Origin of the sequence: Lolliginicoccus suaedae, assembly GCF_008312885.1 — a bacterium.
GTDB lineage: Bacteria > Actinomycetota > Actinomycetes > Mycobacteriales > Mycobacteriaceae > Lolliginicoccus > Lolliginicoccus suaedae.
Map to the genome: position 1 here is coordinate 351,403 of NZ_VSSO01000003.1, position 23,759 is coordinate 375,161.

Annotated in this window: 23 protein-coding genes and 1 tRNA gene; 11 read left to right on the top strand and 13 right to left on the bottom strand. The window is 68.2% G+C overall.

All coding sequences use genetic code 11. The features are described 5' to 3' along the window. Positions 1 to 4: 4 nt before the first annotated feature. From FXO18_RS10730 to mrf, 5 genes are all read right to left on the bottom strand, one after another. On the bottom strand, positions 5 to 697 hold the full coding sequence (locus tag FXO18_RS10730) for a response regulator transcription factor (protein ID WP_149361102.1): 693 nt from the start codon (positions 695 to 697) through the stop codon (positions 5 to 7). 64 nt (positions 698 to 761) lie between these two features. After that, a complete protein-coding gene (locus tag FXO18_RS10735; protein WP_149361103.1) occupies positions 762 to 1,382 on the bottom strand; it encodes a trimeric intracellular cation channel family protein in 621 nt (206 codons plus the stop codon). Positions 1,383 to 1,457: 75 nt separating this feature from the next. Next, positions 1,458 to 1,631, bottom strand: coding sequence for a 50S ribosomal protein L32 (gene rpmF, locus FXO18_RS10740; protein WP_149361104.1), 174 nt, complete (start codon positions 1,629 to 1,631; stop codon positions 1,458 to 1,460). After that, a complete protein-coding gene (locus tag FXO18_RS10745; protein WP_149361105.1) occupies positions 1,612 to 1,932 on the bottom strand; it encodes a type B 50S ribosomal protein L31 in 321 nt (106 codons plus the stop codon). The genes rpmF and FXO18_RS10745 overlap by 20 nt, the downstream gene beginning before the upstream one ends. After that, the gene (gene mrf / locus FXO18_RS10750; protein ID WP_149361106.1) at positions 1,932 to 3,218 is read right to left on the bottom strand and encodes a ribosome hibernation factor-recruiting GTPase MRF; all 1,287 of its coding nucleotides are present in this window, start codon (positions 3,216 to 3,218) and stop codon (positions 1,932 to 1,934) included. The genes FXO18_RS10745 and mrf overlap by 1 nt, the downstream gene beginning before the upstream one ends. A gap of 104 nt (positions 3,219 to 3,322) precedes the next feature. On the opposite strand from mrf, the gene rpmB reads away from it, so the two are divergent. The 5 genes from rpmB to FXO18_RS10775 all read left to right on the top strand — a co-directional run bounded on the left by rpmB (position 3,323) and on the right by FXO18_RS10775 (position 5,727). Further along, the gene (gene rpmB, locus FXO18_RS10755; RefSeq protein WP_149361107.1) at positions 3,323 to 3,559 is read left to right on the top strand and encodes a 50S ribosomal protein L28; all 237 of its coding nucleotides are present in this window, start codon (positions 3,323 to 3,325) and stop codon (positions 3,557 to 3,559) included. 35 nt (positions 3,560 to 3,594) lie between these two features. Further along, positions 3,595 to 3,759, top strand: coding sequence for a 50S ribosomal protein L33 (rpmG, locus tag FXO18_RS10760; protein WP_149361108.1), 165 nt, complete (start codon positions 3,595 to 3,597; stop codon positions 3,757 to 3,759). Then, complete coding sequence (gene rpsN / locus FXO18_RS10765; RefSeq protein WP_149361109.1) at positions 3,759 to 4,064, top strand: 30S ribosomal protein S14; 306 nt, start codon at positions 3,759 to 3,761, stop codon at positions 4,062 to 4,064. The genes rpmG and rpsN overlap by 1 nt, the downstream gene beginning before the upstream one ends. 28 nt (positions 4,065 to 4,092) lie before the next feature. Next, complete coding sequence (gene rpsR / locus FXO18_RS10770) at positions 4,093 to 4,350, top strand: 30S ribosomal protein S18 (RefSeq protein ID WP_149361110.1); 258 nt, start codon at positions 4,093 to 4,095, stop codon at positions 4,348 to 4,350. Between the two features lie 447 nt (positions 4,351 to 4,797). Next, entirely contained in the window at positions 4,798 to 5,727 is a 930-nt protein-coding gene (locus FXO18_RS10775) for an AEC family transporter (protein ID WP_149361111.1), read from the top strand. A gap of 88 nt (positions 5,728 to 5,815) precedes the next feature. Here the strand turns inward: FXO18_RS10775 and purH are convergent, their stop codons facing one another. The 5 genes from purH to sucC form a co-directional block, all read right to left on the bottom strand. Continuing rightward, the gene (gene purH, locus FXO18_RS10780; protein WP_235900608.1) at positions 5,816 to 7,399 is read right to left on the bottom strand and encodes a bifunctional phosphoribosylaminoimidazolecarboxamide formyltransferase/IMP cyclohydrolase; all 1,584 of its coding nucleotides are present in this window, start codon (positions 7,397 to 7,399) and stop codon (positions 5,816 to 5,818) included. Beyond that, the gene (gene purN / locus FXO18_RS10785) at positions 7,396 to 7,977 is read right to left on the bottom strand and encodes a phosphoribosylglycinamide formyltransferase (protein WP_407936461.1); all 582 of its coding nucleotides are present in this window, start codon (positions 7,975 to 7,977) and stop codon (positions 7,396 to 7,398) included. The genes purH and purN overlap by 4 nt, the downstream gene beginning before the upstream one ends. 169 nt (positions 7,978 to 8,146) lie before the next feature. Continuing rightward, on the bottom strand, positions 8,147 to 9,835 hold the full coding sequence (locus tag FXO18_RS10790; protein ID WP_149361113.1) for a cell division protein PerM: 1,689 nt from the start codon (positions 9,833 to 9,835) through the stop codon (positions 8,147 to 8,149). Between the two features lie 229 nt (positions 9,836 to 10,064). After that, on the bottom strand, positions 10,065 to 10,940 hold the full coding sequence (sucD, locus tag FXO18_RS10795; protein WP_149361114.1) for a succinate--CoA ligase subunit alpha: 876 nt from the start codon (positions 10,938 to 10,940) through the stop codon (positions 10,065 to 10,067). 15 nt (positions 10,941 to 10,955) lie between these two features. After that, positions 10,956 to 12,125 carry an ADP-forming succinate--CoA ligase subunit beta gene (gene sucC / locus FXO18_RS10800; protein WP_149361115.1) on the bottom strand — a complete coding sequence of 390 codons (1,170 nt, stop codon included), beginning with the start codon at positions 12,123 to 12,125 and terminating at the stop codon, positions 10,956 to 10,958. A gap of 773 nt (positions 12,126 to 12,898) precedes the next feature. On the opposite strand from sucC, the gene FXO18_RS10805 reads away from it, so the two are divergent. Then, the gene (locus FXO18_RS10805) at positions 12,899 to 13,630 is read left to right on the top strand and encodes a M23 family metallopeptidase (RefSeq protein ID WP_149361116.1); all 732 of its coding nucleotides are present in this window, start codon (positions 12,899 to 12,901) and stop codon (positions 13,628 to 13,630) included. 107 nt (positions 13,631 to 13,737) lie between these two features. Here FXO18_RS10805 and pcrA read toward each other — a convergent pair whose 3' ends face one another. Further along, positions 13,738 to 16,206, bottom strand: a complete 2,469-nt coding sequence (pcrA, locus tag FXO18_RS10810; RefSeq protein WP_149361117.1) for a DNA helicase PcrA — start codon at positions 16,204 to 16,206, stop codon at positions 13,738 to 13,740. Between the two features lie 319 nt (positions 16,207 to 16,525). Between pcrA and FXO18_RS10815 the strand changes: the two genes are divergently transcribed. The 3 genes from FXO18_RS10815 (at position 16,526) to FXO18_RS10825 (ending at position 20,031) form a co-directional block, all read left to right on the top strand. Further along, a complete protein-coding gene (locus FXO18_RS10815; protein WP_149361118.1) occupies positions 16,526 to 16,810 on the top strand; it encodes a chorismate mutase in 285 nt (94 codons plus the stop codon). A gap of 132 nt (positions 16,811 to 16,942) precedes the next feature. After that, the gene (gene pgi / locus FXO18_RS10820; RefSeq protein WP_268884961.1) at positions 16,943 to 18,583 is read left to right on the top strand and encodes a glucose-6-phosphate isomerase; all 1,641 of its coding nucleotides are present in this window, start codon (positions 16,943 to 16,945) and stop codon (positions 18,581 to 18,583) included. After that, positions 18,583 to 20,031 carry a hypothetical protein gene (locus FXO18_RS10825; protein WP_149361119.1) on the top strand — a complete coding sequence of 483 codons (1,449 nt, stop codon included), beginning with the start codon at positions 18,583 to 18,585 and terminating at the stop codon, positions 20,029 to 20,031. The genes pgi and FXO18_RS10825 overlap by 1 nt, the downstream gene beginning before the upstream one ends. On the opposite strand, the gene cobF is transcribed toward FXO18_RS10825, so the two are convergent. Both cobF and FXO18_RS10835 read right to left on the bottom strand, forming a co-directional pair. After that, positions 20,028 to 20,813, bottom strand: coding sequence for a precorrin-6A synthase (deacetylating) (cobF, locus tag FXO18_RS10830; protein ID WP_149361120.1), 786 nt, complete (start codon positions 20,811 to 20,813; stop codon positions 20,028 to 20,030). The two genes, FXO18_RS10825 and cobF, sit on opposite strands and share 4 nt — an antisense overlap. 50 nt (positions 20,814 to 20,863) lie before the next feature. Next, complete coding sequence (locus tag FXO18_RS10835) at positions 20,864 to 21,532, bottom strand: TetR/AcrR family transcriptional regulator (protein WP_149361121.1); 669 nt, start codon at positions 21,530 to 21,532, stop codon at positions 20,864 to 20,866. 312 nt (positions 21,533 to 21,844) lie between these two features. Here FXO18_RS10835 and FXO18_RS10840 point away from each other — a divergent pair. Next, positions 21,845 to 21,918 (top strand) — tRNA-Arg (locus FXO18_RS10840). Positions 21,919 to 22,094: 176 nt separating this feature from the next. Then, positions 22,095 to 23,708 (top strand): adenylate/guanylate cyclase domain-containing protein, encoded by a 1,614-nt coding sequence (locus FXO18_RS10845; RefSeq protein WP_187774314.1) that lies wholly within the window; start codon positions 22,095 to 22,097, stop codon positions 23,706 to 23,708. Positions 23,709 to 23,759 lie beyond the last annotated feature (51 nt).

The following is a 23,759-nucleotide window of genomic DNA, read 5'->3' on the forward strand; positions in this document are numbered from 1 at the left end:
GTCCTCACGGGGGCGTCTCCCGCAGCACGTAGCCCACGCCACGGACCGTGTGGATGATCCGCGGCTCCCCTTCCGACTCGGTCTTGCGGCGGAGATAGCCGATATACACCTCGAGGGCGTTCCCGCTCGTCGGGAAGTCATAGCCCCACACCTCCTCGAGGATGCGGGCGCGGGTCAGGACGCGCCGGGGGTTGGCCATCAGCATCTCGAGCAGCGAGAACTCGGTGCGGGTGAGGCTGATCTGCCGCTCATCGCGGGTGACCTCCCGGGTGACCGGGTCCATGGTGAGCCCCGCGAACTCCATCGCCTCGCCAGCACCATCATCGGCGTCCGCCGCGCCGCGGCGCCGCAGCAGCGCACGGAGCCTCGCGAGCAGTTCCTCGAGCGCGAACGGCTTCGGCAGGTAGTCGTCGGCCCCCGCATCGAGGCCCATCACGCGCTCGGACACCGAATCACGCGCGGTGAGCACCAGGATGGGGCGATCGTCGCCCTGGCTTCGCAGCCGACGGCACACCTCGAGGCCGTCGAGCCGGGGCATCATCACATCGAGCACGATCGCGTCCGGAGCAGTCGCTGAGACTTGCTCGAGCGCATCGACGCCGTCGACGGCGAGGTCCACCGTGTAGCCGTTGAAGGAGAGCGACCGCCGCAGCGACTCCCGCACCGCCCGATCATCATCGACAACGAGTATCCGCATGCCCACTAGTGTGTACTGCCCACCTGAACAATGTGTAAGAGTGGCCGCACTGTCTCGGGCGCTCCTAGCCCGGCGCCTCCGGGGCGCGCGGGGCAGCGGGAAGGTTCCAGCCCCAGCGCAGCGCGGCGAGCCGCAGCCCGGCAGCGAGCACCACGCCCGCCGCGAGCGCGGGGGTGCCGGGGATGGTCAGCCAATCGGCCGCGACGATCAGTGCGGCGCCGAGCAGCGCGGGCACGGCGTACAGATCGCGGTGCAGCAGCAGGGGCATCTCGTTGACCAGCACGTCGCGGATCACCCCGCCGCCGATGGCGGTCGCGGTCCCCACCACGATCGCGGCGAGCGGTCCGGCTCCTGCCTCCAGCGCGATGGCCGCGCCGCCGGTCGCGAACACCCCGACCCCCACGGCGTCGAGCAGCAGGACGCCCGCGCGCAGGCGTTGCAGCTCGGGATGGAGCAGCAGCCCCAGCATGCTCGCGGACAGTGCCGTCGCGAACGCCGGCCAGGTCTGCAGCGAGGACGGCGGATGAATGCCCAGGAGCACATCGCGGATGATGCCGCCACCGATGCCCGTGGTCACGCCTACCAGGCAGATGCCGAACACATCGAGCCGCTTGGCGACGCCGACGAGCGCACCGGATGCCGCGAACGCAGCGATGCCGGAGAGATCCAGGATGGTCAGCAGCACAAGCACAGCGTAGGGCCCGCGCAGCGATGCTGCGCGGGCCCTACACCGAAGCTTCTAGCCCGAGATGGCTCTTGGTCAGAGCTTGTCGGGGTCGATCAGTCCGCGACGGACGGCGTTGACGATGCGGCTCGGCACCCGGGTCGCCACGCCACCCACGGTCACGGGCACCAGGTCGACCGCAGTGGCCTTCCACTGCGAGCGGCGGTGGTGGGTCCGCGCGCGCGACTTCCTACGCTTGGGTACTGCCATTGCTATCAAGCTCCTCTCGTTTGCCGCCCGCGTTCCTGCGAGCGCCCGCGGGTCGGGCACGGTTGCCATAACGCTGACGGAACTTCTCTACCCGGCCGGCCGTGTCGAGGATACGCTGCGCTCCCGTCCAGAACGGGTGCGACTCGGCGGTCACATCGACGACGATGAGCGGATACTCGTTTCCGTCTTGCCAGCTCACTGTCCGCTCACTCGTAGCGGTGGACCGCGTGAGGAACATGGATCCGGTGTTGGCGTCCTGGAAGACAACCGGATGATACTCAGGATGAATGGCTGGTTGCACTAGTCTCCTTCTTTCCTTGTGTCGATGTCAATTGCGCCCATGTGGGCGCCGGTTCCCGGGAAATCAGCACAGGGGTCCTCGTGCCATTCTCCGAAGGGGTCTTCCCACGTTCGCCACAGCTCGTGGCCCGCGGCGAGCTCGGGATCGGTGAGCAGCGCGTCCTCGAGCGCGCCTCGGATGCGCTCGGGATGGCCGTCATGGACGAGCAGGACCAGCGCGGTATGGCGGTCGCCGTGCCCGGGATTCCATCGCGCTGCTGCCATCGCCGTGCGCTCGGGCGGCTGGGCGTCGTGCTCGTCGGCGCTCATCGCGGAGAGCCATCGGTCCGCGGCACTGATCGTCAGCCCTCCCCCGGCCGCGTCGAGCCAGAGCACCGCGTCTGGAGCTGTGGCGAGCCACACGCGGCCGCGCGCGTGGATGGTGCCGTCGAGGATGAGGTCGAGCGCCTCGTGGAGCCGCTGGGGGTGGAATGGCCGCGCGGCATCGAACTCGAGCCACCCGATGCCGTGGTCGGCCTCGAGCGGTGGCCGCGACGCCAGCAAGGGGTCGTGGATTCCAGGGAAGGCCGGGCTGGTCGCGTCCGCGGGGAGGAGGGCGAGCAGGTCGCGGGGGTCCGGGAGGAGGTCGCTGCCCTGCCAGGCTATGGGGATGCCGGGGGCAATCCGGTCCAGCACGGCGGCGAGCCGCGGATCATGGTCCAGCGCGGGATCGCCCTGGCTGTCCCGCAGAGCGATGATCCCATCGGCGGCGCGCGCCCAGTTGGTCACGGTGCTGGCGACCGAGCGCTCGTGCGAGGAACCGTCGATGCCGCGCTCGGCGAGGGTCTCGGCGCTCGTGGCGTCCGCGAACCAGGTCGAGGTGCCGAGGACGCTGAGCACCGCCTGGATCCGGACATCGTCGAGGAGCGGGCCGTCGCGATGGCCGAGCATCCCCGTGATGGCCGAGGTGCTGATGACCTGGCGCAGGTCCTCGATGTCGAGGAGTGGGGGGACGAGGAGTATTATCCGACCTACACGGCTCCGGCTAGCCAGCCGACGCAGCAGGGGCAGGACATCCTCGCGGATCGCGTCGGATGCCTGGCCCGGAGCAGCCGCCAGCAAGGTTGTTCGCGTGCGGTGCCTGACACCATCAGTGGTGGTCAATGCCCTGCAGACGACGCCCGTTTTGACCTCGGCGAGGTCATAGTGGACGATTGAGGTACCCTCGCGTTGAAATGCGCGTGCAATGGGACTAGCATCTTCTTGCCATCCGCAGACCAGCACGACGGGTGTGCGCTGATCGGTCACTGGATGCTCCTTATCGGTAATGGTTGTCAGAATCCTTACCGGAAAGGTACCGTGTCCCGTCGGCTTTGTCGAAAATGAACGTCACTTACGAGAGGTCTGTAGCCATGTCGGCGCACTGCCAAGTAACTGGGCGCAAGCCGGGCTTTGGGAAGTCCGTATCCCACTCGCACCAGCGCACCTCGCGTCGCTGGAACCCGAACATCCAGCGTCGCCGGTACTTCCTGCCCAGCGAAGGCCGGTACGTCACGCTCCAGGTTTCCACCAAGGGCATCAAGACCATCGATCGGGATGGCATCGAGGCTGTTGTCGCCGCGATCCGTGCACGTGGCGACAAGGTCTAGCACCACCCCGCTATCGAATCTAGGAAGGGAACACCATGGCGCGAAATGACGTGCGCCCCATCATCAAGCTGAAGTCGACGGCTGGCACTGGCTTCACGTACGTGACCCGCAAGAACCGCCGCAACAACCCAGACCGCATCGTGCTGCGCAAGTTCGACCCCGTCGTACGCAAGCACGTCGACTTCCGCGAGGAGCGCTGATGGCCAAGAAGTCCAAGATCGCCCGCAACGAGCAGCGCAAGGTCATCGTCGCCAAGTACGCGACGCGCCGCAACGAGCTCAAGCGGATCATCAGCAGCCCCGCGACCTCCGATGAGGATCGCATGGATGCTGTCGCCGAGCTGCAGCGCCAGCCCCGCAATGCCAGCCCGATCCGGGTGCGCAACCGCGACGCCGTTGATGGTCGCCCGCGCGCCTACTTCCGCAAGTTCGGACTCTCCCGAGTCCGCGTGCGCGAGATGGCACACCGCGGCGAGCTCCCCGGTGTCAGCAAGTCCAGCTGGTAAACGACAAACGTTGAGGAACGAAGGGTAAATGGGCAAGAAGAGCACCGCACCAGTAAAGAAGAAGGGCGGAGACCAGGGTCGCAAGACGAAGAAGAACCCGCTGATCTCAGCCGGTATCGAGCACGTTGACTACAAGGACGTCAACCTGCTTCGCACCTTCATCTCCGACCGTGGCAAGATCCGCTCACGCCGAGTGACGGGCTTGACGCCACAGCAGCAGCGCCAGGTTGCAATCGCCGTGAAGAACGCGCGCGAGATGGCGCTTCTCCCCTTCTCCAGCCGCTAGCCGCAACAGGCCAAGCAGCACAGCTCTAGCCCCCGCAGCACCGATCGATGCTGCCGGGGCTAGTCGTGCTTTTCCGGTCCTTCCCGTGGCTTGGCCGTTTCGGGCGGCGGTTCCGCTCGGCGGTGCGGGACGGACGATGCCACCCAAACCTGGCTGCGGCCACGGTTGTACCACGATGCCACCGATATTTCGGTGGCATCGCGCATTGAGGGTGGCAGCAACTCTCCAACGGTGGCAGGAGACCACTGGATGGGTGGCTGCTGCCCCCCGAAGTCACCCGGCGAACCCCCGCGCCCCGAAGCCACCCGGCGAGCTGCTGGGCCTCCGGGACGCTGAAGGAGAGATCCACGCCATAACGGCACCCCGCGCCACCCGCCTAGCATGGCACCACACGCGTGCCACAGCGGCGAGGGAAGCCTCGCAGCGGCCAGGGAGGACGGAGCGCCGATGTCTGGAGTGGTGGTCGGCTTCGCGGTCATCCTCGGCATCATCGGGGTGGGCTACATGCTCGGACGCACGGGCGCTCTGGGCGCGGGCGGCGAGCAGGTCCTCGCCCGGCTCGTCTTCCTCGTAGCGACACCGGCGATGCTCTTCCACACTCTCGCCCACGCTGAGCTATCGGTGGTCTTCTCCCCCGGCCTGGTCGTCGCTGCGGCCTCTGCCTCGCTCGCGGCCCTGCTGTACTTCGTGCTCGCGCGGGCGTGGCTGCGCCGACGGGTCGCGGAGAGCATCATGGGCGCGCTCGCCTCCTCGTACGTCAATTCCGTCAACCTGGGCCTGCCGCTCGCGGTGTACGTGCTCGGCGATGCGGCTGTCATCGCGCCCGTGCTGCTGTTCCAGGTGGTCTTCCTCGGCCCGATCGCTCTTGCCATCCTGGAGATCATCACGCGGGACCCGCACCAGCGACGCTCCCTCGTCGGCATCGTCGTGGCACCCTTGCGGAATCCAATCTTGATCGGGGCCGGGCTGGGAATGCTCGTGGCCCTCTCCGGCATCAGCCTTCCCGAGGTCGTCGATCAGCCCGTGGATCTCGTGGGTGGCATGTCCGTGCCGGGCGCGCTCATCGCGTTCGGGATCTCGCTGCATGGCACGCGCGCCCTGCGTCGTGGCACCAGCCCGCGCCGCGATGTGCTGCTCGCCTCGACGATCAAGGTGGTCGTGCAGCCGTTGCTCGCGTGGGTGATCGGGGGGTGGCTGCTGGGGCTCGACGGCGAGCAGCTGCTCGTGGTGGTGGTGCTCGCGGCTCTGCCCACCGCGCAGAACGTGTTCGTCTTCGCGAGCTGGTATGGCCGCGGGGTGGTCCTCGCGCGCGATTCGGCGATCGTGACGACTGTGCTGTCGCTGCCGGTGATCGCGGCGTGCGCGGTGCTCCTCTAGCGTTGCATCCTTCGCCGCGCCAGCCCTTGCCGCGGGAACGGCAACGCCAGCCACGCTGGATGATCGTGGCGGGCGTGCTCGTGACCAGCTAGTGGGCGAAGTGACGGGCCCCCGTCAGGTAAAGGGTGACCCCGGCTTCCTTCGCGGCAGCGATGACCTCGGAGTCACGAACGGAACCACCGGGCTGCACCACGGCGCGCACACCGGCATCGAGCAGCACCTGCAAGCCGTCGGGGAACGGGAAGAATGCATCGGAGGCTCCGACGCTGCCCTGTGCCCGCTCGCCCGCGCGGGAGACCGCGAGGCGCGCGGCATCGACGCGGTTGACCTGACCCATGCCCACCCCCACGGTGCCGCCCTCGTGGGCGAGGAGGATGGCGTTGGACTTCACTGCCCGGCAGGCGCGCCAGGCGAACGCGAGGTCGGCGAGGGTGGCCTCGTCGGCGGCCTCGCCAACAGCGAGCGTCCAGTTCGCGGGATCGTCACCCTCGGCGTCGAGCACATCGCGGTCCTGCAGCAGGATCCCGCCGGAGATGGCGCGCAGCTCGGTGCCCCGCGGCTCGGGCGCTGTTGCCCGCAGGATGCGGATGTTTTTCTTGCGGCTGAGCACATCCACTGCTCCCTCCTCGTAGGAGGGCGCGACGATCACCTCGGTGAAGATCTCCGCGACCTGCTCGGCCATCTCGACGGTGATCTCGCGGTTGGCGGCGATGACGCCGCCGAAGGCGCTCACGGGGTCGCACGCGTGCGCGCGGCGGTGTGCCTCAGCGATCGCTCCGCTGCCGGAGAGGCTCGAGATGGCGATGCCGCAGGGGTTGGCATGCTTGATGATCGCCACGCACGGCGCATCGTGGTCGTGCGCTGCACGCCATGCCGCATCAGTGTCGGTGTAGTTGTTGTACGACATCTCCTTGCCGTGGTACTGCTCGGCCGAGGCGATGCCCCCTCCCGCCGGGGAGGTGTAGAGCGCTGCTGCCTGGTGCGGGTTCTCGCCATAGCGCAGGACGGAACTGCGGCCCCAGGTGGCCCCGGCCCACGCGGGGAACGGGCTGTCGGCGGTGGCGCGGGCACGGACGCTGGTCATCCAGCTCGCCACGGCGACGTCATACATGGCGGTGTGCTGGAATGCCTCGGCGGCCAGCGCGATGCGCTGGTCGAGGCTGAATCCGCCGCCGCGAGCGGCCTCGAGGACCTGCCCGTACTTGGCGGGATCGACAACGACCGCGACGGAAGGGTGATTCTTCGCGGCGGCGCGCACCATCGAGGGCCCACCAATGTCGATCTGCTCGACGCACTCGTCCTCCGTGGCGCCGGAGGCCACGGTCTGGGTGAACGGGTAGAGATTGACCACCACGAGCTGGAACGCTTCGACGCCGAGGGTGTCGAGCTGCTCGAGATGCTCCTCCTTGCGGGTATCGGCGAGGATCCCGGCGTGCACGCGCGGGTGCAGGGTCTTGACGCGACCGTCGAGGGTCTCGGGGAAGCCGGTGAGCTCCTCCACCGGGGTGACGGCGACTCCCGCGTCGGCAATGCGCTTGGCGGTCGAGCCGGTGGAGACGATCTCCACGCCTGCCTCGGCAAGCCCGCGGGCAAGGTCCTCGAGGCCCGTCTTGTCATAGACGCTGACGAGGGCGCGCTTGAGGGGAATGGTGGGTGGGGTGCTGTTGCTCACGGGATCATGGCCTTCCGTCCATCGATGACCACTCCTCGGGTCACCACATCGGCTACCACCTCGATGAGGAGGCGCCGCTCGACTTCCTTGATTCGTTCGTGCAGTTCAGGCTCGGTGTCCCCAGGCTTGATGGGCACTGCTTCCTGCGCCAGGATCGGACCGGTATCGACACCGTCGTCGACGAGATGGACCGTGGTGCCGGTGACCCGCACGCCGTGGGCCAGGGCATCGCGCACCGCATGGGCCCCGGGGAACGAGGGCAGCAGCGCCGGGTGGCTGTTGACGATGCTGGTGGTGGCTGCGCGGAGGAAACCTGTGCCGAGGATCCGCATGAATCCTGCAGTGACCACCAGGTCAGGCTCCTGCTCGCTGACGGCTGCGGCGAGCGCGGTGTTCCACGCCTCACGGGACGAATGCTCCGCGGGCTCGATGCGGACCACGGGGATGCCGCGTTGCCGGGCGCGTTCCTCGGCGACGCATTCGCGATCGGTGACGAGGGCGACGATCCGGGCCGGAAAATCATTCGTCGCAGCATCGAGCAGGGCCTGGAACAGGGTGCCGCTGCCCGAGGCGAGCACGACGATGCGGGCTGGTGCATCCTCGGTGCCGTGGTGGCTCCGGGAATGATCGAGGCGGTTCAGCGCGGATCTCCTGGTTCAGGCGAGCACATCGACCCTGCTGGGCCGACCGACGCGACATAGCCTAGTGGCTGGCATCGGGAACCCCGCCATCGGGTCCGGGACTGTGCTATTGCGCCTTCCGGCGGGCACGGCCCCGCCCGCGCGTGGAGTCCTTCTTTCCATCCCTCTGGGTGGTGCTACTGGCGGGCTCGTCCCTGCTGGCGGTGGCCGGATCGGCGTTCGCCTTCTCTGCAGGGCCCTTCTCGGCGTCCGCGCCACTGGCCGGGCCCTTCTCGCCGCTCGCCCCATCGGTGGACGCATCCGCTTCCTTCGCCGGGCCCGTGGATCCCGCCCCGGAAACATCGGCGGACTCGGTCGGCGCGGTCTTCTTCCGGCGGCCACCTCGTCCCGGTATCGAGGGGAGCAGCTTGCCCGCGGTGGCGATGGCAGCGCGGGGCGACCGCGAGGTCGTCGGCGTCTCCGGGTCCTGCTTCGCTGCCTCCGGCTCATCCTGGGCCTTGTCCACCGCCTGCTCGGATTCCTCGGCCTTCTCTGCATCGGCTTTCTCTGCCTCGGCGCTCCCGGCCGCCTCGTCCTCGAGGGCTTCAGCGATGGCGCGCTCGATCTCCTCCCGGCGCTCGCGGCGCTCGTGGCGATCAGCCACCCGCGCGGTGCCGGTGGCGACGATGGTGCCAAGAATCGCGATCCAGGCGAGAAGCAGGCCACTGGAGACCCACGGCGAGTAGGACGCGCTACCGAGCGCGCCGAGGGGGCCGCCCGCGAGCAGCGCGAGCAGCAGGAGGCCCCCGGCCTGCAGGATCGCTGCTGCGAGTACGGTGGCCACCTGGTCGCGGGTCTCGAGGTGGTAGCGGGTCACGGTCTTGCCGGTGACGACAGCGACCGCTGCCGGGATGACCAGCGCGATCGGCCACCACGCTTCGGCGGGCCCGTCGGGCATGATCGCGAGGACTGGAAGGCCGGGAAGCGCAGCGGGCTCCGTCGCGAACAGTGATGCGGATGCTGCCCCGAGCTGCACGCTGCCGCCGACCGCGACGGACGCGACGCCCACGATGACGTTGCCCAGGTAGATCAGCGAGAGCGCGCCGAGGCCGAGGAAGGCACCGGCGCCGTTGTACGCGAGGAGCTGCTCGAGCACGGTCGATGCGGAGAGCACGAGCAGCGCGACCGTGATCGCTGCGCTGCTCGCCACCAGCACGAGCGCGCCCCGGCGTGCTGCCTCGAGCGCGACGGCCACCCACTCCGGCGGCGTGAATCGCTCGGCGATGCGCTCCCGGACCAGGGGGTGCAGCGCCGCGGTGGCGGCTCCGCCGTGCAGCATGACCGTGAGAAGCAGCGAGACCAGCACGTTGGGGGTGTCGATCTTCAGGACGGTCGAGGCATCCTTGATGACAGCCAGGGAGATGATGGTCATGACGACGGGGATGCCGGTGGCGGCGGCGATGAGCTGCGTCATCTCGCGGGTGGTCGTGGCCACTCCCCTGGCGCGCCTCACGAAATGGAATGTGATCGCGAGCATCGCGAAGGTGAGCAGGAGCGGCAGAACGCCGAGGTGCACGCCACTGATCGGCAGCACCACCTGATGGATAGCCAGCCAGGACGCGCCTATGGCGGCGAACGCACCGGTGAGGTCGCTGCTGGAGGCCAGCAGCAGCGCCACGATCGTGACGGTGATGGCACCCACCGCTGCCCCGGTGGGCACGAATGCTGCCTTCATGAGTGAGCGCGCGATGTCGCTCATCTCGTTGTCGCGGCCATCCTGCCGGGATGCGCGGGCTCGTGTCTGCAGATCGGTCATCGGTATCGAGAGTGGCACCTCACCGGCGCGGACGGGGAAAGGCGCGCCGCTGCCTGGTCACGAGTGTGCGAGAAACGACAGACTCGAGGCCGAGAGCTGTCGCTTCTCGCACACTCGCCGGGGCAGGCCGCACACTCGCCGGGGGCATCACCACGCCGACCGCGAACGCACGGACGCCGCGGCCTGCGAGTCGCAGTACCGCGGCGTCCGAGGACCCAGCGCTAGAGGGTCACTTGTTCTCGAGGATCGCGCGCGCGAGCTCCGCGGTGGCGGACGGCGTCTTGCCGACCTTCACGCCCGCGGCCTCAAGGGCGTCCTTCTTGGCCTGCGCGGTGCCGGAGGAGCCGGAGACGATGGCGCCGGCGTGGCCCATCGTCTTGCCCTCGGGTGCGGTGAACCCGGCGACGTAGCCGACGACGGGCTTGGTGATGTTGGCCTTGATGTAGTCGGCTGCGCGCTCCTCGGCGTCGCCACCGATCTCACCGATCATCACGATCAGCTCGGTGTCGGGATCATCCTCGAATGCCTGGATGCAGTCGATGTGGGTGGTGCCGATGACGGGGTCGCCACCGATGCCGACGCAGGTGGTGAAGCCGAAGTCGGCGAGCTCGAACATCATCTGGTAGGTCAGGGTGCCGGACTTCGACACGAGACCGATCTTGCCGGCACCGGTGATGTTGGCGGGGATGATGCCGGCATTGGACTGCTCGGGGCTGATGATGCCGGGGCAGTTCGGCCCGATGATGCGGGTCTTGCCGCCCTTCTTCTGGTTGTAGGCCCAGAACTCGGTGGAATCGTGCACCGGCACGCCCTCGGTGATGACCACCGCGAGGGGGATCTCCGCGTCGATGGCCTCGATGACGGCAGCCTTCGTGAAGGCCGGGGGCACGAACAGGACGCTGACGTCCGCGCCGGTCTTCTCCATCGCTTCCTTGACGGAGGCGAAGACGGGGATGCCGTCGACGTCGCTACCGGCCTTGCGCGGGTTGACGCCGCCGACGATGTTGGTGCCCGAGGCAACCATGCGGCGGGTGTGCTTGGTGCCTTCCGCCCCGGTGATGCCCTGGACGATGACCTTGCTGTCCTTGGTAAGGAAAATAGCCATTGTCTTCGTTCCCCTTTACTTTGCCGCTGCAGCGAGCTCGGCGGCCTTGGCTGCCGCGCCATCCATGGTGTCGACCTGCTGCACGAGTGGGTGCGCGGCCTCGTCGAGGATACGTCGACCCTCTTCGACATTGTTTCCGTCGAGGCGCACCACGAGCGGCTTGTTCGCCTCGTCACCGAGGATCTCGAGGGCCTTGACGATGCCGTTGGCGACCGCGTCGCAGGCGGTGATGCCACCGAAGACGTTGACGAACACGCTCTTGACGCTCGGGTCGCCGAGGATGACGTCGAGACCGTTGGCCATGACCTCGGCCGAGGCGCCGCCACCGATGTCGAGGAAGTTGGCGGGCTTGACGCCACCGAAGTCCTCGCCGGCGTAGGCAACGACGTCGAGGGTGGACATGACTAGTCCGGCACCGTTGCCGATGATGCCGACCTCGCCCTCGAGCTTGACGTAGTTGAGGCCCTTCTCCTTGGCCTTGGCCTCGAGGGGGTCCGCGGCGTCGGCGTCGACGAACTGCTCGTGGTCGGGCTGCCGGAAGTCGGCGTTGGTATCGAGGGTGACCTTGCCGTCGAGGGCGAGGATCTGGTCATCGGGGGTACGCACGAGCGGGTTGACCTCGACGAGGAGCGCGTCCTCGGCGACGAAGGTCTCCCACAGCTTGGCGATGGTCTCCGCGGCCGCGTCCAGGACCTCGGCGGGCAGCTTGCCCTGCTCGGCGATCTGGCGGGCGAACTCGAGGCTGACGCCCTCGGTGGCGTCCACGGGCACCTTGGCGAGAGCGTCGGGGTTCTCGACGGCGACCTGCTCGATCTCCACGCCGCCTTCCTTCGAGCACATCGCGAGGAAGGTGCGGTTGGTGCGGTCGAGAAGGAAGGAGATGTAGTACTCCTCGGCGATGTCGCTGGCCTCGGCGACGAGGAGCTTCTTGACAATGTGGCCCTTGATATCGAGACCGAGGATGTCCTCGGCCTTGGCGCGGGCATCAGCGGCGTCGGTAGCAAGCTTGACGCCACCGGCCTTGCCACGGCCGCCGACCTTCACCTGGGCCTTGACCACGACCTGTTTGCCGATTTCCGCGGCGACCTGCTCGGCTTCCTCAGCTGTGTCCGCGACGCGCCCCGGTGTGGTGGGGACTCCGTGCTTCGCGAAAAGCTCTTTCGCTTGGTATTCGAAGAGATCCATGTGCTCACCGTCTCATTTACTGTGACGCTCACCCGGGTTGGGGCGAGCCAAGTCGGACCTTAGTCCAGGCCATGTGCGCGCGTGGCACAGGCATGGCCCGGACGTGCGCTACGTCACGCCCTAGGCGAATCCAACCTATCGCGCGGGTCCACGAATCGTGACGTTATGGCGTTTTTCGGTGGTCGATCAGGGGCCCCGGCCGGGTTCACCAGGGGCGGGGGGTCATCGTGAGGCGCTTGCTGGCGCAGGGGGCGGGGGCACGCCACGGGCAGTAGGTGCGCGGAGCGACGAGTGTGCGAAAAGCGACGAGCTTCAGCGCGGAGGCAGTCGTTATTCGCACACTCGCGAGGGGGTGCGGGGCGGCAAGCGGGGCGGCGACCACGCTAGGTGCCGATATCGTCCCGAGTGCTAGCTAGCAGCCAACTGCGTTCCAAATAGTGGGACCATTTGCTTGGCTAAATATCCCCTGCACTGCCGCAAACTGGGCTTTTGCGACGCAGCGCTGTGAGTGCGCTCTCAATAGAGCCCCCGCAGGCCGCAAATGCTTGCAAGCGTCGCAACCGTTTCGTTACCTTTTCATCAGTGAAAGTCACGATCTGATCACGACCACGGGGCGCCCCGACAGGCACAAGGCCCCGCGGAAGAGAACAGAGAACGTGCACCAGCGGCAAGCATCACCGCCGCTGGCGTCATCAACCGGGATGACACCGCGGTCTTGAGCGAGACCGTGGCGGAACCGACCCGAGGGATTCGCACCCCTTTCTGGATACCCCATGCTGCGCACCACACTGAACACCCATGCCCAGAAGCGTTCCCCCAAGGGCCGGATGGCCCTCGCGATCGTCACCATCGGCGCCTCCGTGATCGGCGGGCAGGCCGTGCTTCTCTCCGACACCACGGCCGGGGCGAACGACATCACCTTCGCCGCCTCGAGCGCCGCGAACGACAACATCGACCTCGTGGCCGCCGAGGCCAGTGCCCCCGCCGGCACCGTGCAGGTGCTCAACGTCAACCGGGCACTCGATCCCTCCGCCTTCGCCCAGCAGCTCGCCACCGCGCAGCGCTTCAGCGATGAGCGTGCCGCCCGCGAGGCCGCGCTGCGCCAGCCGCTGTTCCAGCTGCCCGCCATCGGCGTGCTGACCTCCACCTTCGGCCAGCGCTGGGGCACCCTCCACGGTGGCATCGATATCGCCGGACCGATCGGCACCCCGATCGTCGCCGTCGCTGGTGGCGAGGTCATTGACTCCGGTCCTGCCGCGGGCTTCGGGCTGTGGGTCCGTGTCCGCCACGATGACGGCACCGTCACCGTCTACGGCCACAACGACACCAACACCGTGTCGGTCGGCCAGCGCGTCGAGGCCGGCCAGCAGATCGCCACGATGGGCAACCGCGGCTTCTCCACCGGCCCGCACGTGCACTTCGAGGTGTGGATCAACGGCGACCAGAAGATCGATCCCATCGGCTGGCTCTCCAGCAAGGGCGTCAACGTCTTCGGCAACAGCTGAGACATCCGCTAGGCATGACCTAGCATTCAGAGCAGCACAAGGGGCGCGTGCCATTCCCGGGGCACGCGCCCCTCGCGCTGCGCGCAGGCCTAGAGCTTCGCCACGAGCTAGAGCTTCACCATGGGCACGCCGCCGGCGAGCATCAGCGTCATCGTCCCGGCGCCACGGAAGTCAATGGTCGCCCGGGTCATCGCACCGTTGCCCTCGGTGCTGACGACGGTACCGAGACCGAACGAGTCATGACTGACGCGGTCGCCGACGGAGAGCTCGAGCATGGGGCGCCGTTGCCGCGCCCGGGGCAGGGACGGAGCCGCCTCGGTCGGCTTGTCCGTTCCACCGCGCGAGGACCAGCCGCCCTGGCCTGCCCCGCGCTGCCCCCAGCCTCCCTGGCTCCCGCCGAACTGCCCGGCCCCGAAGTGGCTGGCTCCGAGCTGGGCGCTGCCGAACTGGCTGGCAGGGCTCGGAGCCAGGCGCCGCCAGTCGATCAGCTGCTCGGGGATCTCCTGGAGGAACCGGGACTCGGGGTTCGCGGTGGGCTGCCCCCACGCGGACCGGGTGACCGCCCGCGTCAGGTACAGGCGCTGCTTCGCGCGGGTGATGCCGACATAGGCGAGGCGCCGCTCCTCGGAGAGCTCATCATTGTTGCCCAGCGAGCGCATGTGCGGGAACTGGCCGTCCTCCCACCCCGTGACGAACACGACCGGGAACTCGAGCCCCTTCGCGGTGTGCAGCGTCATGAGCGTGACGACACCGGAATCGGACTCGGGGATCTGGTCGGAATCCGCGACCAGCGATACCCGCTCGAGGAATGCTGCCAGGGTGCCGGGCTCGGGCTCGCCCTCGGCGGCGGTGACGCCCTCGGCGCGCAGCCGCATCGACTCGTGGCTGTACTCGGCGGCCACGCTGACGAGCTCGTTGAGGTTGTCGAGCCGGGCCCCGTCCTGGGGATCGTTGCTGGCCTCGAGCTCGGCCCGGTAGCCGGTGCGGTCCAGGATCATCTCGACGAGCCGACCTAGGTCCAGATCGTCGCCGCTGGCAGGTCCATCGCCGGAGCCATCACGATCGGCGGCGAGCGGAGCCCGCAGCTCATCGAGCAGTTCCACGAACCCGCCGATCGCTCGCTGGGCCCGCGTGCCGAGCAGGGCGACCTTGCCCGCAGCCGCCTCGCCAAGAGCGGCGCCGAAGCCGACCCCCCGCTGCTCGGCATGCACCGAGACGCACGCCACGGCACGATCACCGATGCCGCGGCGCGGCGTGTTGATGATCCGCCGCAGGCTCACCGTGTCATCCGGGTTGGCCAGCACCCGCAGGTAGGCGACGATGTCGCGGACTTCCTTGCGCTCGTAGAACCGCACGCTGCCCACGACCTTGTACGGCATTCCGTGCCGGATGAGGATCTCCTCGAGGGCGCGGGAGGAATTGTTGGTGCGGTAGAAGATGGCGATATCGGAGTAGTCGAGCTCACCAGCATCGGTGAGCTGGTCGATCTCGGAAACGACGAACGTGGCCTCGTCATGCTCGTTGTCGGCGACGTAGCCGACGATCAGCTCGCCCGCCCCGGCATCGGTCCACAGCTTCTTGGGCCGCCGCCCCTCGTTGCGGGCGATCACCGAGTTCGCGGCGGTCAGGATGTTCTGGGTGGAGCGATAGTTCTGCTCGAGCAGGATGGTCGTCGCATCCGTGAAGTCGCGCTCGAACTCGATGATGTTGCGGATCGTCGCGCCCCGGAAGGCATAGATCGACTGGTCGGCGTCGCCCACCACGCACAGCTCAGCAGAGGCGATGCCGTCCGTCTTGTTGGTGCCGGCCCCGCACAGCTCGCGCACGAGCACGTACTGCGCGTGGTTGGTGTCCTGGTACTCGTCGACGAGGATGTGCCGGAACCGCCGGTGATAGTAGGCGGCGACATCGGGGTACTGCTGGAGCAGCCGCACCGTCTCGCTGATCAGATCGTCGAAGTCCACCGCGTTCGCCTCGCGCAGGCGCCGCTGGTAGATGCCGTAGACGCGGGCCACCACACGCGGCAGCTCGCCCGGAGCGCTCTCGGCATCATCGGCAGCACGAGCGGGATCGATCAGCTCGTTCTTGAGGTTGGAGATCTGCCCGGCCAGGGAGCGGGGGGTGAATCGGCGCACGTCGAGCTCGAGATCCTTGGCGATCATGCCGAGCAGCCGGCGCGAATCATCAGCGTCGTAGATGGAGAAGTTGGTATTGAGCCCATCGACCAGCCCGGCCTGGGACCGCAAGATGCGCACGCAGGTGGAGTGGAACGTCGCCACCCACATGCTGGCCCCCACGGGCCCGATGCGCGCCGCGACGCGCTCGCGCATCTCGGCAGCAGCCTTGTTGGTGAAGGTGATCGCGAGGATCTCCGAGGGCCGCGCGCCCCGGTGCGCGAGGAGGTAGGCGATGCGCCGGGTCAGCACCGCCGTCTTGCCCGAGCCAGCGCCCGCCACGATCAACAGGGGCGTGCCCGCATGGACGACGGCCTCATGCTGCGCGGGGTTGAGGCCCTCGAGGATCTGCCCCACCGCGCTCTGCCCCACCGCATCGCCGCCCGCTCCCGGCTGCGTCATAGGCGTGGAGGGCATCGCCCCGGCGGGCCATTGCCCAGCCGACCCGGTCGCGCTGCTGCCCCACCCGTGCTGGCCTGTACCAGAAAGAATGTTCCTCACCCCATGCCGTGCTGCTCGTCGCGGACCCAACCAGGATAAGGCCGTGCACCGACAACGCCCACCACGCGCGCCCGCCGCGCCACGATCGGGGAGAACCGGGCGAACGACGTGGCAGAATCAAAGGGCTACGCGAGCGCCGGGCCACGAGCCCGGGCAGCTCGACAGACGCCAGGACAGGGGATAGACGTTGACGATGCCACCGCCCGACCACACTCCACCGATGAATGGGTCGAGCGAGCCGACCGTCGAGGGCACCGCGCCCGATATCGACGAGCTGCGCAAGGAGATCGATGATCTCGACGCGCAGATCCTCCGTGCCATCAAGCGGCGCACGGAGGTCTCCCGCATCATCGGGCAGGTGCGGATGGCCTCCGGAGGGCCCCGGCTCGTGCACAACCGCGAGATGCGGGTCATCGAGAGGTTCAGCGAGCTCGGCCCCGAGGGCCACACCCTCGCGATGCTGCTGCTGCGGCTCGGCCGCGGACGCCTCGGCCGGGATCGCTAGCCACGTTGCGCTGAAGCCTCGTCGCGCACCGTCTAGGCTCGATCGCACGGGACCAGACGAGACCCCGAGGAGCGCACGGTGACGCACACCCCCGAAGAGCAGGACGTTTCCATCCCGCGCGCGCCACGGCCAGTGCGTGGCACCCCTCAGTGGAACGCGCTGGCGAGCCACATGCCCACCGTGCGGGCGCGCACGCTGCGCGAGCTGTTCGCCGCCGAGCCGGATCGCGCCGCGACCATGCGGATCAGCGCGGGCGACCTGCACATCGATTACGCGAAGCAGCGCGTCGACGCGACTGGGCTGTCCCTGCTGTCCTCCGTCGCGGACGCGGCGGGCGTCACCGGCCAGCGCGACGCGATGTTCCGCGGCGAGCGGATCAACACCACCGAGGACCGCGCCGTGCTGCATACCGCATTGCGCCTGCCCCGCTCCGCGAGCCTGATCGTCGACGGCACCGATGTGGTCGCCGAGGTGCATGAGGTGCTCGACCGCATGGGGGGCTTCACCGATCGGGTGCGCTCCGGCGAGCATCGCGGCGCCACGGGCGAGCGCCTCACCACTGTCGTCAATATCGGCATCGGCGGATCCGACCTCGGTCCCGCGATGGCCAGCGAGGCCTTGCGCCACTATTCCGACGCTGGGATCACCGCGTACTTCGTCTCCAACGTCGACCCCGCGGACCTCACCACGGTGCTCGCGAGGATCGACCCCGCCCGGACCTTGTTCATCATCGCGTCGAAAACCTTCTCCACGCTCGAGACCCTGTCGAACGCGCAGGTCGCCCGGCGCTGGCTCATCGAGGGGCTCGGCGGCGACGACTCGGCGGTGGCGCGGCATTTCGTGGCGGTCTCCACGAACGCCGAGAAGGTGGCCGCGTTCGGCATCGACACCACCAACATGTTCGGCTTCTGGGACTGGGTGGGCGGCCGCTACTCGGTGGGCTCGGCTATCGGGCTATCGCTCATGCTGCGCATCGGCCGCGAGCGGTTCGGCGAGTTCCTGGCCGGCATGCACCTGATAGATCAGCACTTCCGCGAGGCCCCTCTGGCGCGCAACGCTCCCGTCGTGCTCGGGATGCTCGGCGTGATGAATAGCGAGTTCCTCGGCGCGCAGTCCCGCGTGGTGCTCCCCTACTCCAACGATCTCGCCCGCTTCCCTGCCTACCTGCAGCAGCTCACCATGGAGTCCAACGGGAAATCAGTGCGCCTCGACGGCACCGCGGTCGACGGCAGCACCGGGGAGATCTACTGGGGCGAGCCCGGCACCAACGGGCAGCACGCGTTCTACCAGTTGCTCCACCAGGGCACCCGGCTCGTGCCCGCCGACTTCATCGGCTTCGCCGAGCCCACCGACGACCTGCTCACCGATGACGGATCCAGCATGCATGACCTGCTCATGGCAAACTTCCTCGCGCAGTCGCAGGTGCTCGCGCTCGGGCGCACCGCCGAGGAGATCTCCGCCGATGGCACCGAGCCGAGCCTGGTCCCGCACAAGGTCATGCCCGGCAACCGGCCCAGCACCACCATCCTCGCGCCCCGGCTCACTCCATCAGTGCTCGGGCAGCTCATCGCCCTCTACGAGCACCAGGTACTGGTCCAGGGCACCGTGTGCGGCATCAATCCGTTCGATCAGTGGGGCGTCGAGCTTGGCAAGACCCAGGCCAAGGAGCTTCTGCCACGCATCACTGGCGCCACCGCGGACACGCACGGCAGCGATATCGATGGCTCCACCGAGGCCCTGATCGCCCGCTACCGGTCCTGGCGCGGCCGCTGATGGCGCTCGCCGGTGACGGAGGCACCTACCTGAGCCTCGTCGATATGCATTTCCTGCGGACCCACCGCGGCCACGGCATGCCGGTGGTCATGCAGGGGATCTGGATGTTCGACGAGACAGTCGACGAGACCACCTTGTCGCAGCTGCATCGCCGGCTGGCCAGCGGGCCGCTCAATCGGCGCGTCATCAAGCCCCTCGTCCCAGGTGCTCGTCACTACTGGGCTCTGGGCTCGAGCATCGCGCCCATCCACTACACGCGCCATGCCATCCCGCGCGACCGGGTCATCGAGTGGGCCGATGAGCGCACCCTCACCCGGCTCAATCCCGAGCATGGCATTGGCTGGGAGCTCAGTGTGGCCCGCATCGACGATGGTGGCACGATCATCTCGCTGGTGTGCTCGCATGCCCTGACCGACGCTCGTGGCCTCATCGCTGCCCTCGACGCTGCTGTCACGGGAAAGCAGGAGAGTCGCGCGGGCCTCGTGCGGCGCCGGTCGCTCGGCAACGAGCTGCGCGATGCTGCCACCCAGTACTGGCAGTTCCTCATCGGATCGCTGCTTGCCTTCTACGCGATCTTCGTGCAGGGCACCAATCGCGATGAGATCGTCCGGCACATGCGCCGCAACCGGGTGGACGTGCTGCGCCGCAAGCGGGCCGCCACCATCGCTGGATCGGGCCAGCTGCCGGCCCATTGGCGGGAGGCGACGACCATCATCGACGTGATGGCCAGCGAGTGGGATGCGGTCGCGGCCCGCTCCAACGGAACGCCCAACAGCCTGCTGGTGTGCGTCGTGTCGAACCTCATGTACAGCAGTGGCGCGAAGGGCCTCCACGAGCCAGTGACGATCGGCATGCCGTTCGATACCTCTGGCGACGAAGCCACCGGCGCACCGATGCGGTCCAATGCACTGACGTTGTCGACCATCACGTGGGCGCCTCGCGGCAGCCGCTACGGCGAGCTGTTCCTGCTGCGGGACCAGGCCCGCGAGGCGTTCCAGCGGACCTCCGCGAGCACGATCCCCGAGGCGGCGCGCCCAGCCGGGTTCCCGCTCGCCACGCTCAACATCGTCCCTGATCGGGTGGCCACCAAGCTAACGAGCTCGAGCTCGATCACCGAAGCAGTCGCGTCGCACGTCGGCACGCTGCCCGAGTCGCTCACCCATCTCGGCAAGTATCCGGTGGCCTCCAGCGCGGCGCGGGCCGCCCACCCGAGGTTCCCCGCCGAGGAAGCGCTCGCCGGGCGGCTGGTGATCGACGCCTGCTTGCTGCGCAATGGCGACCACTACACCCTGGCCGTCAACGGCGTGGACCCGGTGCGCTTCCCCACCTCGCGGGGCCTGCGCTCGCTGGTCATCAAGGAACTGGAGAAGTGGGGGCTCGTGCCGCAGAGCTGGGACAGCAACGAACCAGGACTGGGCATCCCCGGCGGTCCCTCTGCCCTGTTCTAGCTTGGCAGGGCTGCTGGTTCGTCCCGCCGCACGAGGTAGGTGTCCATCACCCAGCCCGCAGCATCCCGAGCGGCCTCGCGGGCCCGCGCGATCGCCGGTGCAGCCTCGGCGATAGGTCCGGAGACGAGCTGCTCGGAGCGGGTGCCAAGGTTGGCGCCCCACCAGATGTGCCAGGCGCCGGGCTCGCGCTCCTCGAGGGCGGCGTAGCTGTGGCGCGCGTCGAGCATGACGATCGCGTTGGCGACCCCCGGCGGCAATCCCTGCGAGAGCTGGCGGCCCGTGGTGATGTGGATCGCCTCCCCGATGCGATTGAGAGGGATGCGGTGCCGCGCGGCGAGCGCCTGGACGCTGGTGATGCCAGGAACGACCTCCACGGCGAGAGGGACGCGGGCGTCGTGCTGCACCTGCTCAAGAATGCGCAGGATGCTGTCATAGAGGGTGGGGTCGCCCCACACGAGGAAGGCACCCGTGCCGTGCTCGGGCACCGTCGCGGCGATGGTGTCGGCGAAAAGCGCCGCTCGGCGGGCATGCCAGTCCAGAACAGCATGCTCGTAATCATCGGGGGCCCGGTCGCGCGGCGGATCCTCGAGCTCGACGACCTCGTAGCCCGCGTCGGGACGGTGCGTGGCGAGCAGGGCGCGCCGCAGGTCCACGAGGTCGCGCTTGGCCTCGCCCTTGTCGACGATGAGGAATACATCGGCCCGCTTGATCGCGTCGATGGCCTGGAGGGTGAGCTGCCCAGGATCCCCCGCGCCGATACCGATGACAAGTAGTGTCCGCATGGCGATCACCCTGCCAGACGGTCCAGGCCTGGCGTGAAGCCGTCCCGCGGCTACCCGAGCGTGGCTGCTCCGGGCTCGCGAACCGGGCGTGCCTCGAGCGCGCCACTGAGGCTCGGCAGCTCCATCAGCTCGGTGACGAACACGCGCAGCTTCTCGGGGCTCTCGGTATCGACAACGCCGGGCGTGGTGATCAACGAGGTGACGACGCGGTAGATCCACTCCGCCATCGGAACGAGGGCACGCTCATCCATCTCGGCCGCGTCGCCGCGCGTGAAGTACGGCGACATGAACGCGGCGACCCGCTCGATGAGGGGCTGCCCCTGCGAGGTCAGCAGGTGCGTCACGACCTGCGGATCCTCCTTGAGCGACTTCTGCAGCAGCTCATGCTCGCGGGCATAGCTCACGACGAAGACGACACTGTCGACAAGCCGCGCCTTCGCGTGGGTGCCACCCTCGATGACCGGGCGCAACCGATTGAGGAAGCTATTGACCTCACGCTCGAACAGGGCCTCGATGATGGCGGTCTGGTCGCCGAAGTACTTGTAGACGGTGGGTCGTGACAGGCCAGCGCGCTTGGCGATCGCGGCGTGCACCCGGGCGCGGAAGCCAGACTGCATCAGGCACTCCTCCGCAGCGTCCAGGATGCGCGAGCAGATCTCGTTGCGACGCAGCATGTCCACGGTCGGTCGCACAGGATTCATCGATTGCAAGTTGCTCACTTCTATCCCCAACTGTCCCTCTGGGCCTCTCTGGCCCGGTTCTTCACCCAGCGTTGACGATATGCGCCACTGTGTTCACGCCCTGCTGAGTCTAGACAACGGAAACCCGAAATGACGAGCACTTATGCGACAAGGTTCGTTGTCACAATCGCCGATGCACTACTAGGCGGGACACTTGTTCACGTGGTGTAACACCGCTCGGGCCGCGCGGAAACGGACACACGGCCGCTTCCCCCGTCGACACCAGCGCTCCGGGTCGCGCGTGCGAGCCCGCCCGCCCTCGCGGTACACTCTTTCCCGCGCGCCGCGCACGCCCTCGTAGCTCAGTCGGATAGAGCGGGACTCTCCTAAAGTCCAGGCCACAGGTTCGATTCCTGTCGGGGGCACTCATCCCCCTCCAGCCTCGCAGTGACCCCGCTCACTCCCTCGCCCCGACATGGCGAACACCTCAGCGCATCCTTTACTTGCGGATGAAACTTTCTGGCCCTCGCTAGCGACAATCAAGGTGACGACACTTCCGCCCTATCGCGAAGGATCACCCGATCAGAATGCTCCGCGCTTCATGAACACTCCCCCGTCCGTCGTGCCCGGATCGTGGCTCCTTGGGGATCCTGCCGAGCATCCGCGCGACCGGCTGCGCATCCAATTGCTGCTCACAGCGCTCCTGCTCGTCGCCAACGGCGTGGGGGTAGCGAGCGTGATCGCCTACCTGACGCTGGTGGTGCCCGGCCCGATGGTATTCGCTCCGCGCTTCGCGGAGCTGAACTTCATCGCGGTGCCGACGTACTTGATCGCGGCGTTCCTCGTGGGCGGCCTGTTCGCGACGCAGCGGGCCACCCGCGAGCTGCGGTGGGCGATCGAGGGCACGGTGCCGAATGATGCCCAGCAGCGATCCGCGCTCGCGATGCCGTGGCGCCTGACCGTGATCCAGGCCGCGCTCTGGATCCTCGGCACGGTCCTGTTCGCGCTCGGGTACGGCTCGGTCGACGGCTCTGTCGGCATCCGGGTCGCGCTGACCGCCGGCGGGACGAGCGTGGTGGTGAGCGTGATGGTGTACCTGCTCAGCGAGTTCGCGCTGCGCCCCACCGTGGCCAAGGCGCTCGCGGCGAACCCGGCTGCGAGGAAGACCACGGGCAGGATCAGCTTGCGGTTCCTCCTCGGCTGGATCGTCGGCACCGCGGTACCGGTGGTCTCCCTCATGGTGATCGCTGCCGAGGCATTGCTGCACGACGATCTCGACCGCGGCACGCTGGCGTTCGCGATCCTGGCGACTGGCGGGGTCGTGCTGGTGTTCGGTTCCTTGCTCGCGGTGCTGGCCGCAGCCTCGGTGGTCGCCTCGGTGAGAGTAGTGCGCGACGGCATGGCCCGGATCGAGTCCGGCGACCTCGAGGCGCAGGTCCCTGTCTTCGATGGCACCGAGCTCGGCGACCTGCAGACGGGGTTCAATTCCATGTCGCGCGGGCTGCGCGAGCGCACCCGCCTGCGGGACCTGTTCGATCGCCACCTCGGCCAGCAGCTGGCCCGGCATGTGCTGGAATCACCAGCTAGTCAGCACCGGACCCATCACGCCGTAGCTGCGATGTGCATCGATCTGGCGGGGCCTACCAGCGTGGCCGAGCATCGGCCGCCGGAGGAGGTGGTCGCGCTGCTCGACGAGATCTTCGCCATCGTGGTCGAGGAAGCCCGGCAGGGCGGCGGGTTCGTCAACAAGTTCTCCGGCGACGCGGCCCTGGTCATCTTCGGCGCGCCCGATTCTCTCGAGGATCCGGCGGGCAGCGCGCTGGCCACCGCGCGACGGCTCACGGACAGGCTCGGCCATTTCTCGCCGCGCGCGGGCATCGGCATCTCCTATGGCCACGTCATCGCCGCGATCATCGGCTCCGCGGACCGGGCGAAGTACATGGTGGTAGGCGACCCGGTGAACGAGGCGGCGCTGCTCGGGGAGCACGCGCGGTGGCAATCGGCCGGGGTCGTCGCCTCCGGCAGCGCGATCGCCGCCGCATCGTCGACGGAATCGAACCACTGGAAGGTCATCGATCGGCATACCCTGCCAGGCCGCTCGAGCCCGACCTATCTCGCGATTCCCACCGCGCTCGCCGCCCCGGACGAGTCGTTGCCAGATCGGGCAGAGCCGAGTGGCACCCGCTGGACGAGCCTGCTGCCGGGCCTGCGCTAGCGGACCTGTGCTAGCGGACCTGTGCTAGTCCGGGAGTCGGAATTCTCGGAG

Excerpts from the sequence above, each read along its gene's own strand:
- FXO18_RS10730 (WP_149361102.1), bottom strand. The coding sequence starts at position 697 with ATGCGGATACTCGTTGTCGATGATGATCGGGCGGTGCGGGAGTCGCTG.
- rpmF (WP_149361104.1), bottom strand. The coding sequence starts at position 1,631 with ATGGCAGTACCCAAGCGTAGGAAGTCGCGCGCGCGGACCCACCACCGC.
- rpmB (WP_149361107.1), top strand. The coding sequence starts at position 3,323 with ATGTCGGCGCACTGCCAAGTAACTGGGCGCAAGCCGGGCTTTGGGAAG.
- rpmG (WP_149361108.1), top strand. The coding sequence starts at position 3,595 with ATGGCGCGAAATGACGTGCGCCCCATCATCAAGCTGAAGTCGACGGCT.
- rpsN (WP_149361109.1), top strand. The coding sequence starts at position 3,759 with ATGGCCAAGAAGTCCAAGATCGCCCGCAACGAGCAGCGCAAGGTCATC.
- rpsR (WP_149361110.1), top strand. The coding sequence starts at position 4,093 with ATGGGCAAGAAGAGCACCGCACCAGTAAAGAAGAAGGGCGGAGACCAG.
- FXO18_RS10775 (WP_149361111.1), top strand. The coding sequence starts at position 4,798 with ATGTCTGGAGTGGTGGTCGGCTTCGCGGTCATCCTCGGCATCATCGGG.
- FXO18_RS10790 (WP_149361113.1), bottom strand. The coding sequence starts at position 9,835 with ATGACCGATCTGCAGACACGAGCCCGCGCATCCCGGCAGGATGGCCGC.
- sucD (WP_149361114.1), bottom strand. The coding sequence starts at position 10,940 with ATGGCTATTTTCCTTACCAAGGACAGCAAGGTCATCGTCCAGGGCATC.
- sucC (WP_149361115.1), bottom strand. The coding sequence starts at position 12,125 with ATGGATCTCTTCGAATACCAAGCGAAAGAGCTTTTCGCGAAGCACGGA.
- FXO18_RS10805 (WP_149361116.1), top strand. The coding sequence starts at position 12,899 with ATGCTGCGCACCACACTGAACACCCATGCCCAGAAGCGTTCCCCCAAG.
- pcrA (WP_149361117.1), bottom strand. The coding sequence starts at position 16,206 with ATGACGCAGCCGGGAGCGGGCGGCGATGCGGTGGGGCAGAGCGCGGTG.
- FXO18_RS10815 (WP_149361118.1), top strand. The coding sequence starts at position 16,526 with ATGAATGGGTCGAGCGAGCCGACCGTCGAGGGCACCGCGCCCGATATC.
- FXO18_RS10825 (WP_149361119.1), top strand. The coding sequence starts at position 18,583 with ATGGCGCTCGCCGGTGACGGAGGCACCTACCTGAGCCTCGTCGATATG.
- cobF (WP_149361120.1), bottom strand. The coding sequence starts at position 20,813 with ATGCGGACACTACTTGTCATCGGTATCGGCGCGGGGGATCCTGGGCAG.
- FXO18_RS10845 (WP_187774314.1), top strand. The coding sequence starts at position 22,095 with ATGAACACTCCCCCGTCCGTCGTGCCCGGATCGTGGCTCCTTGGGGAT.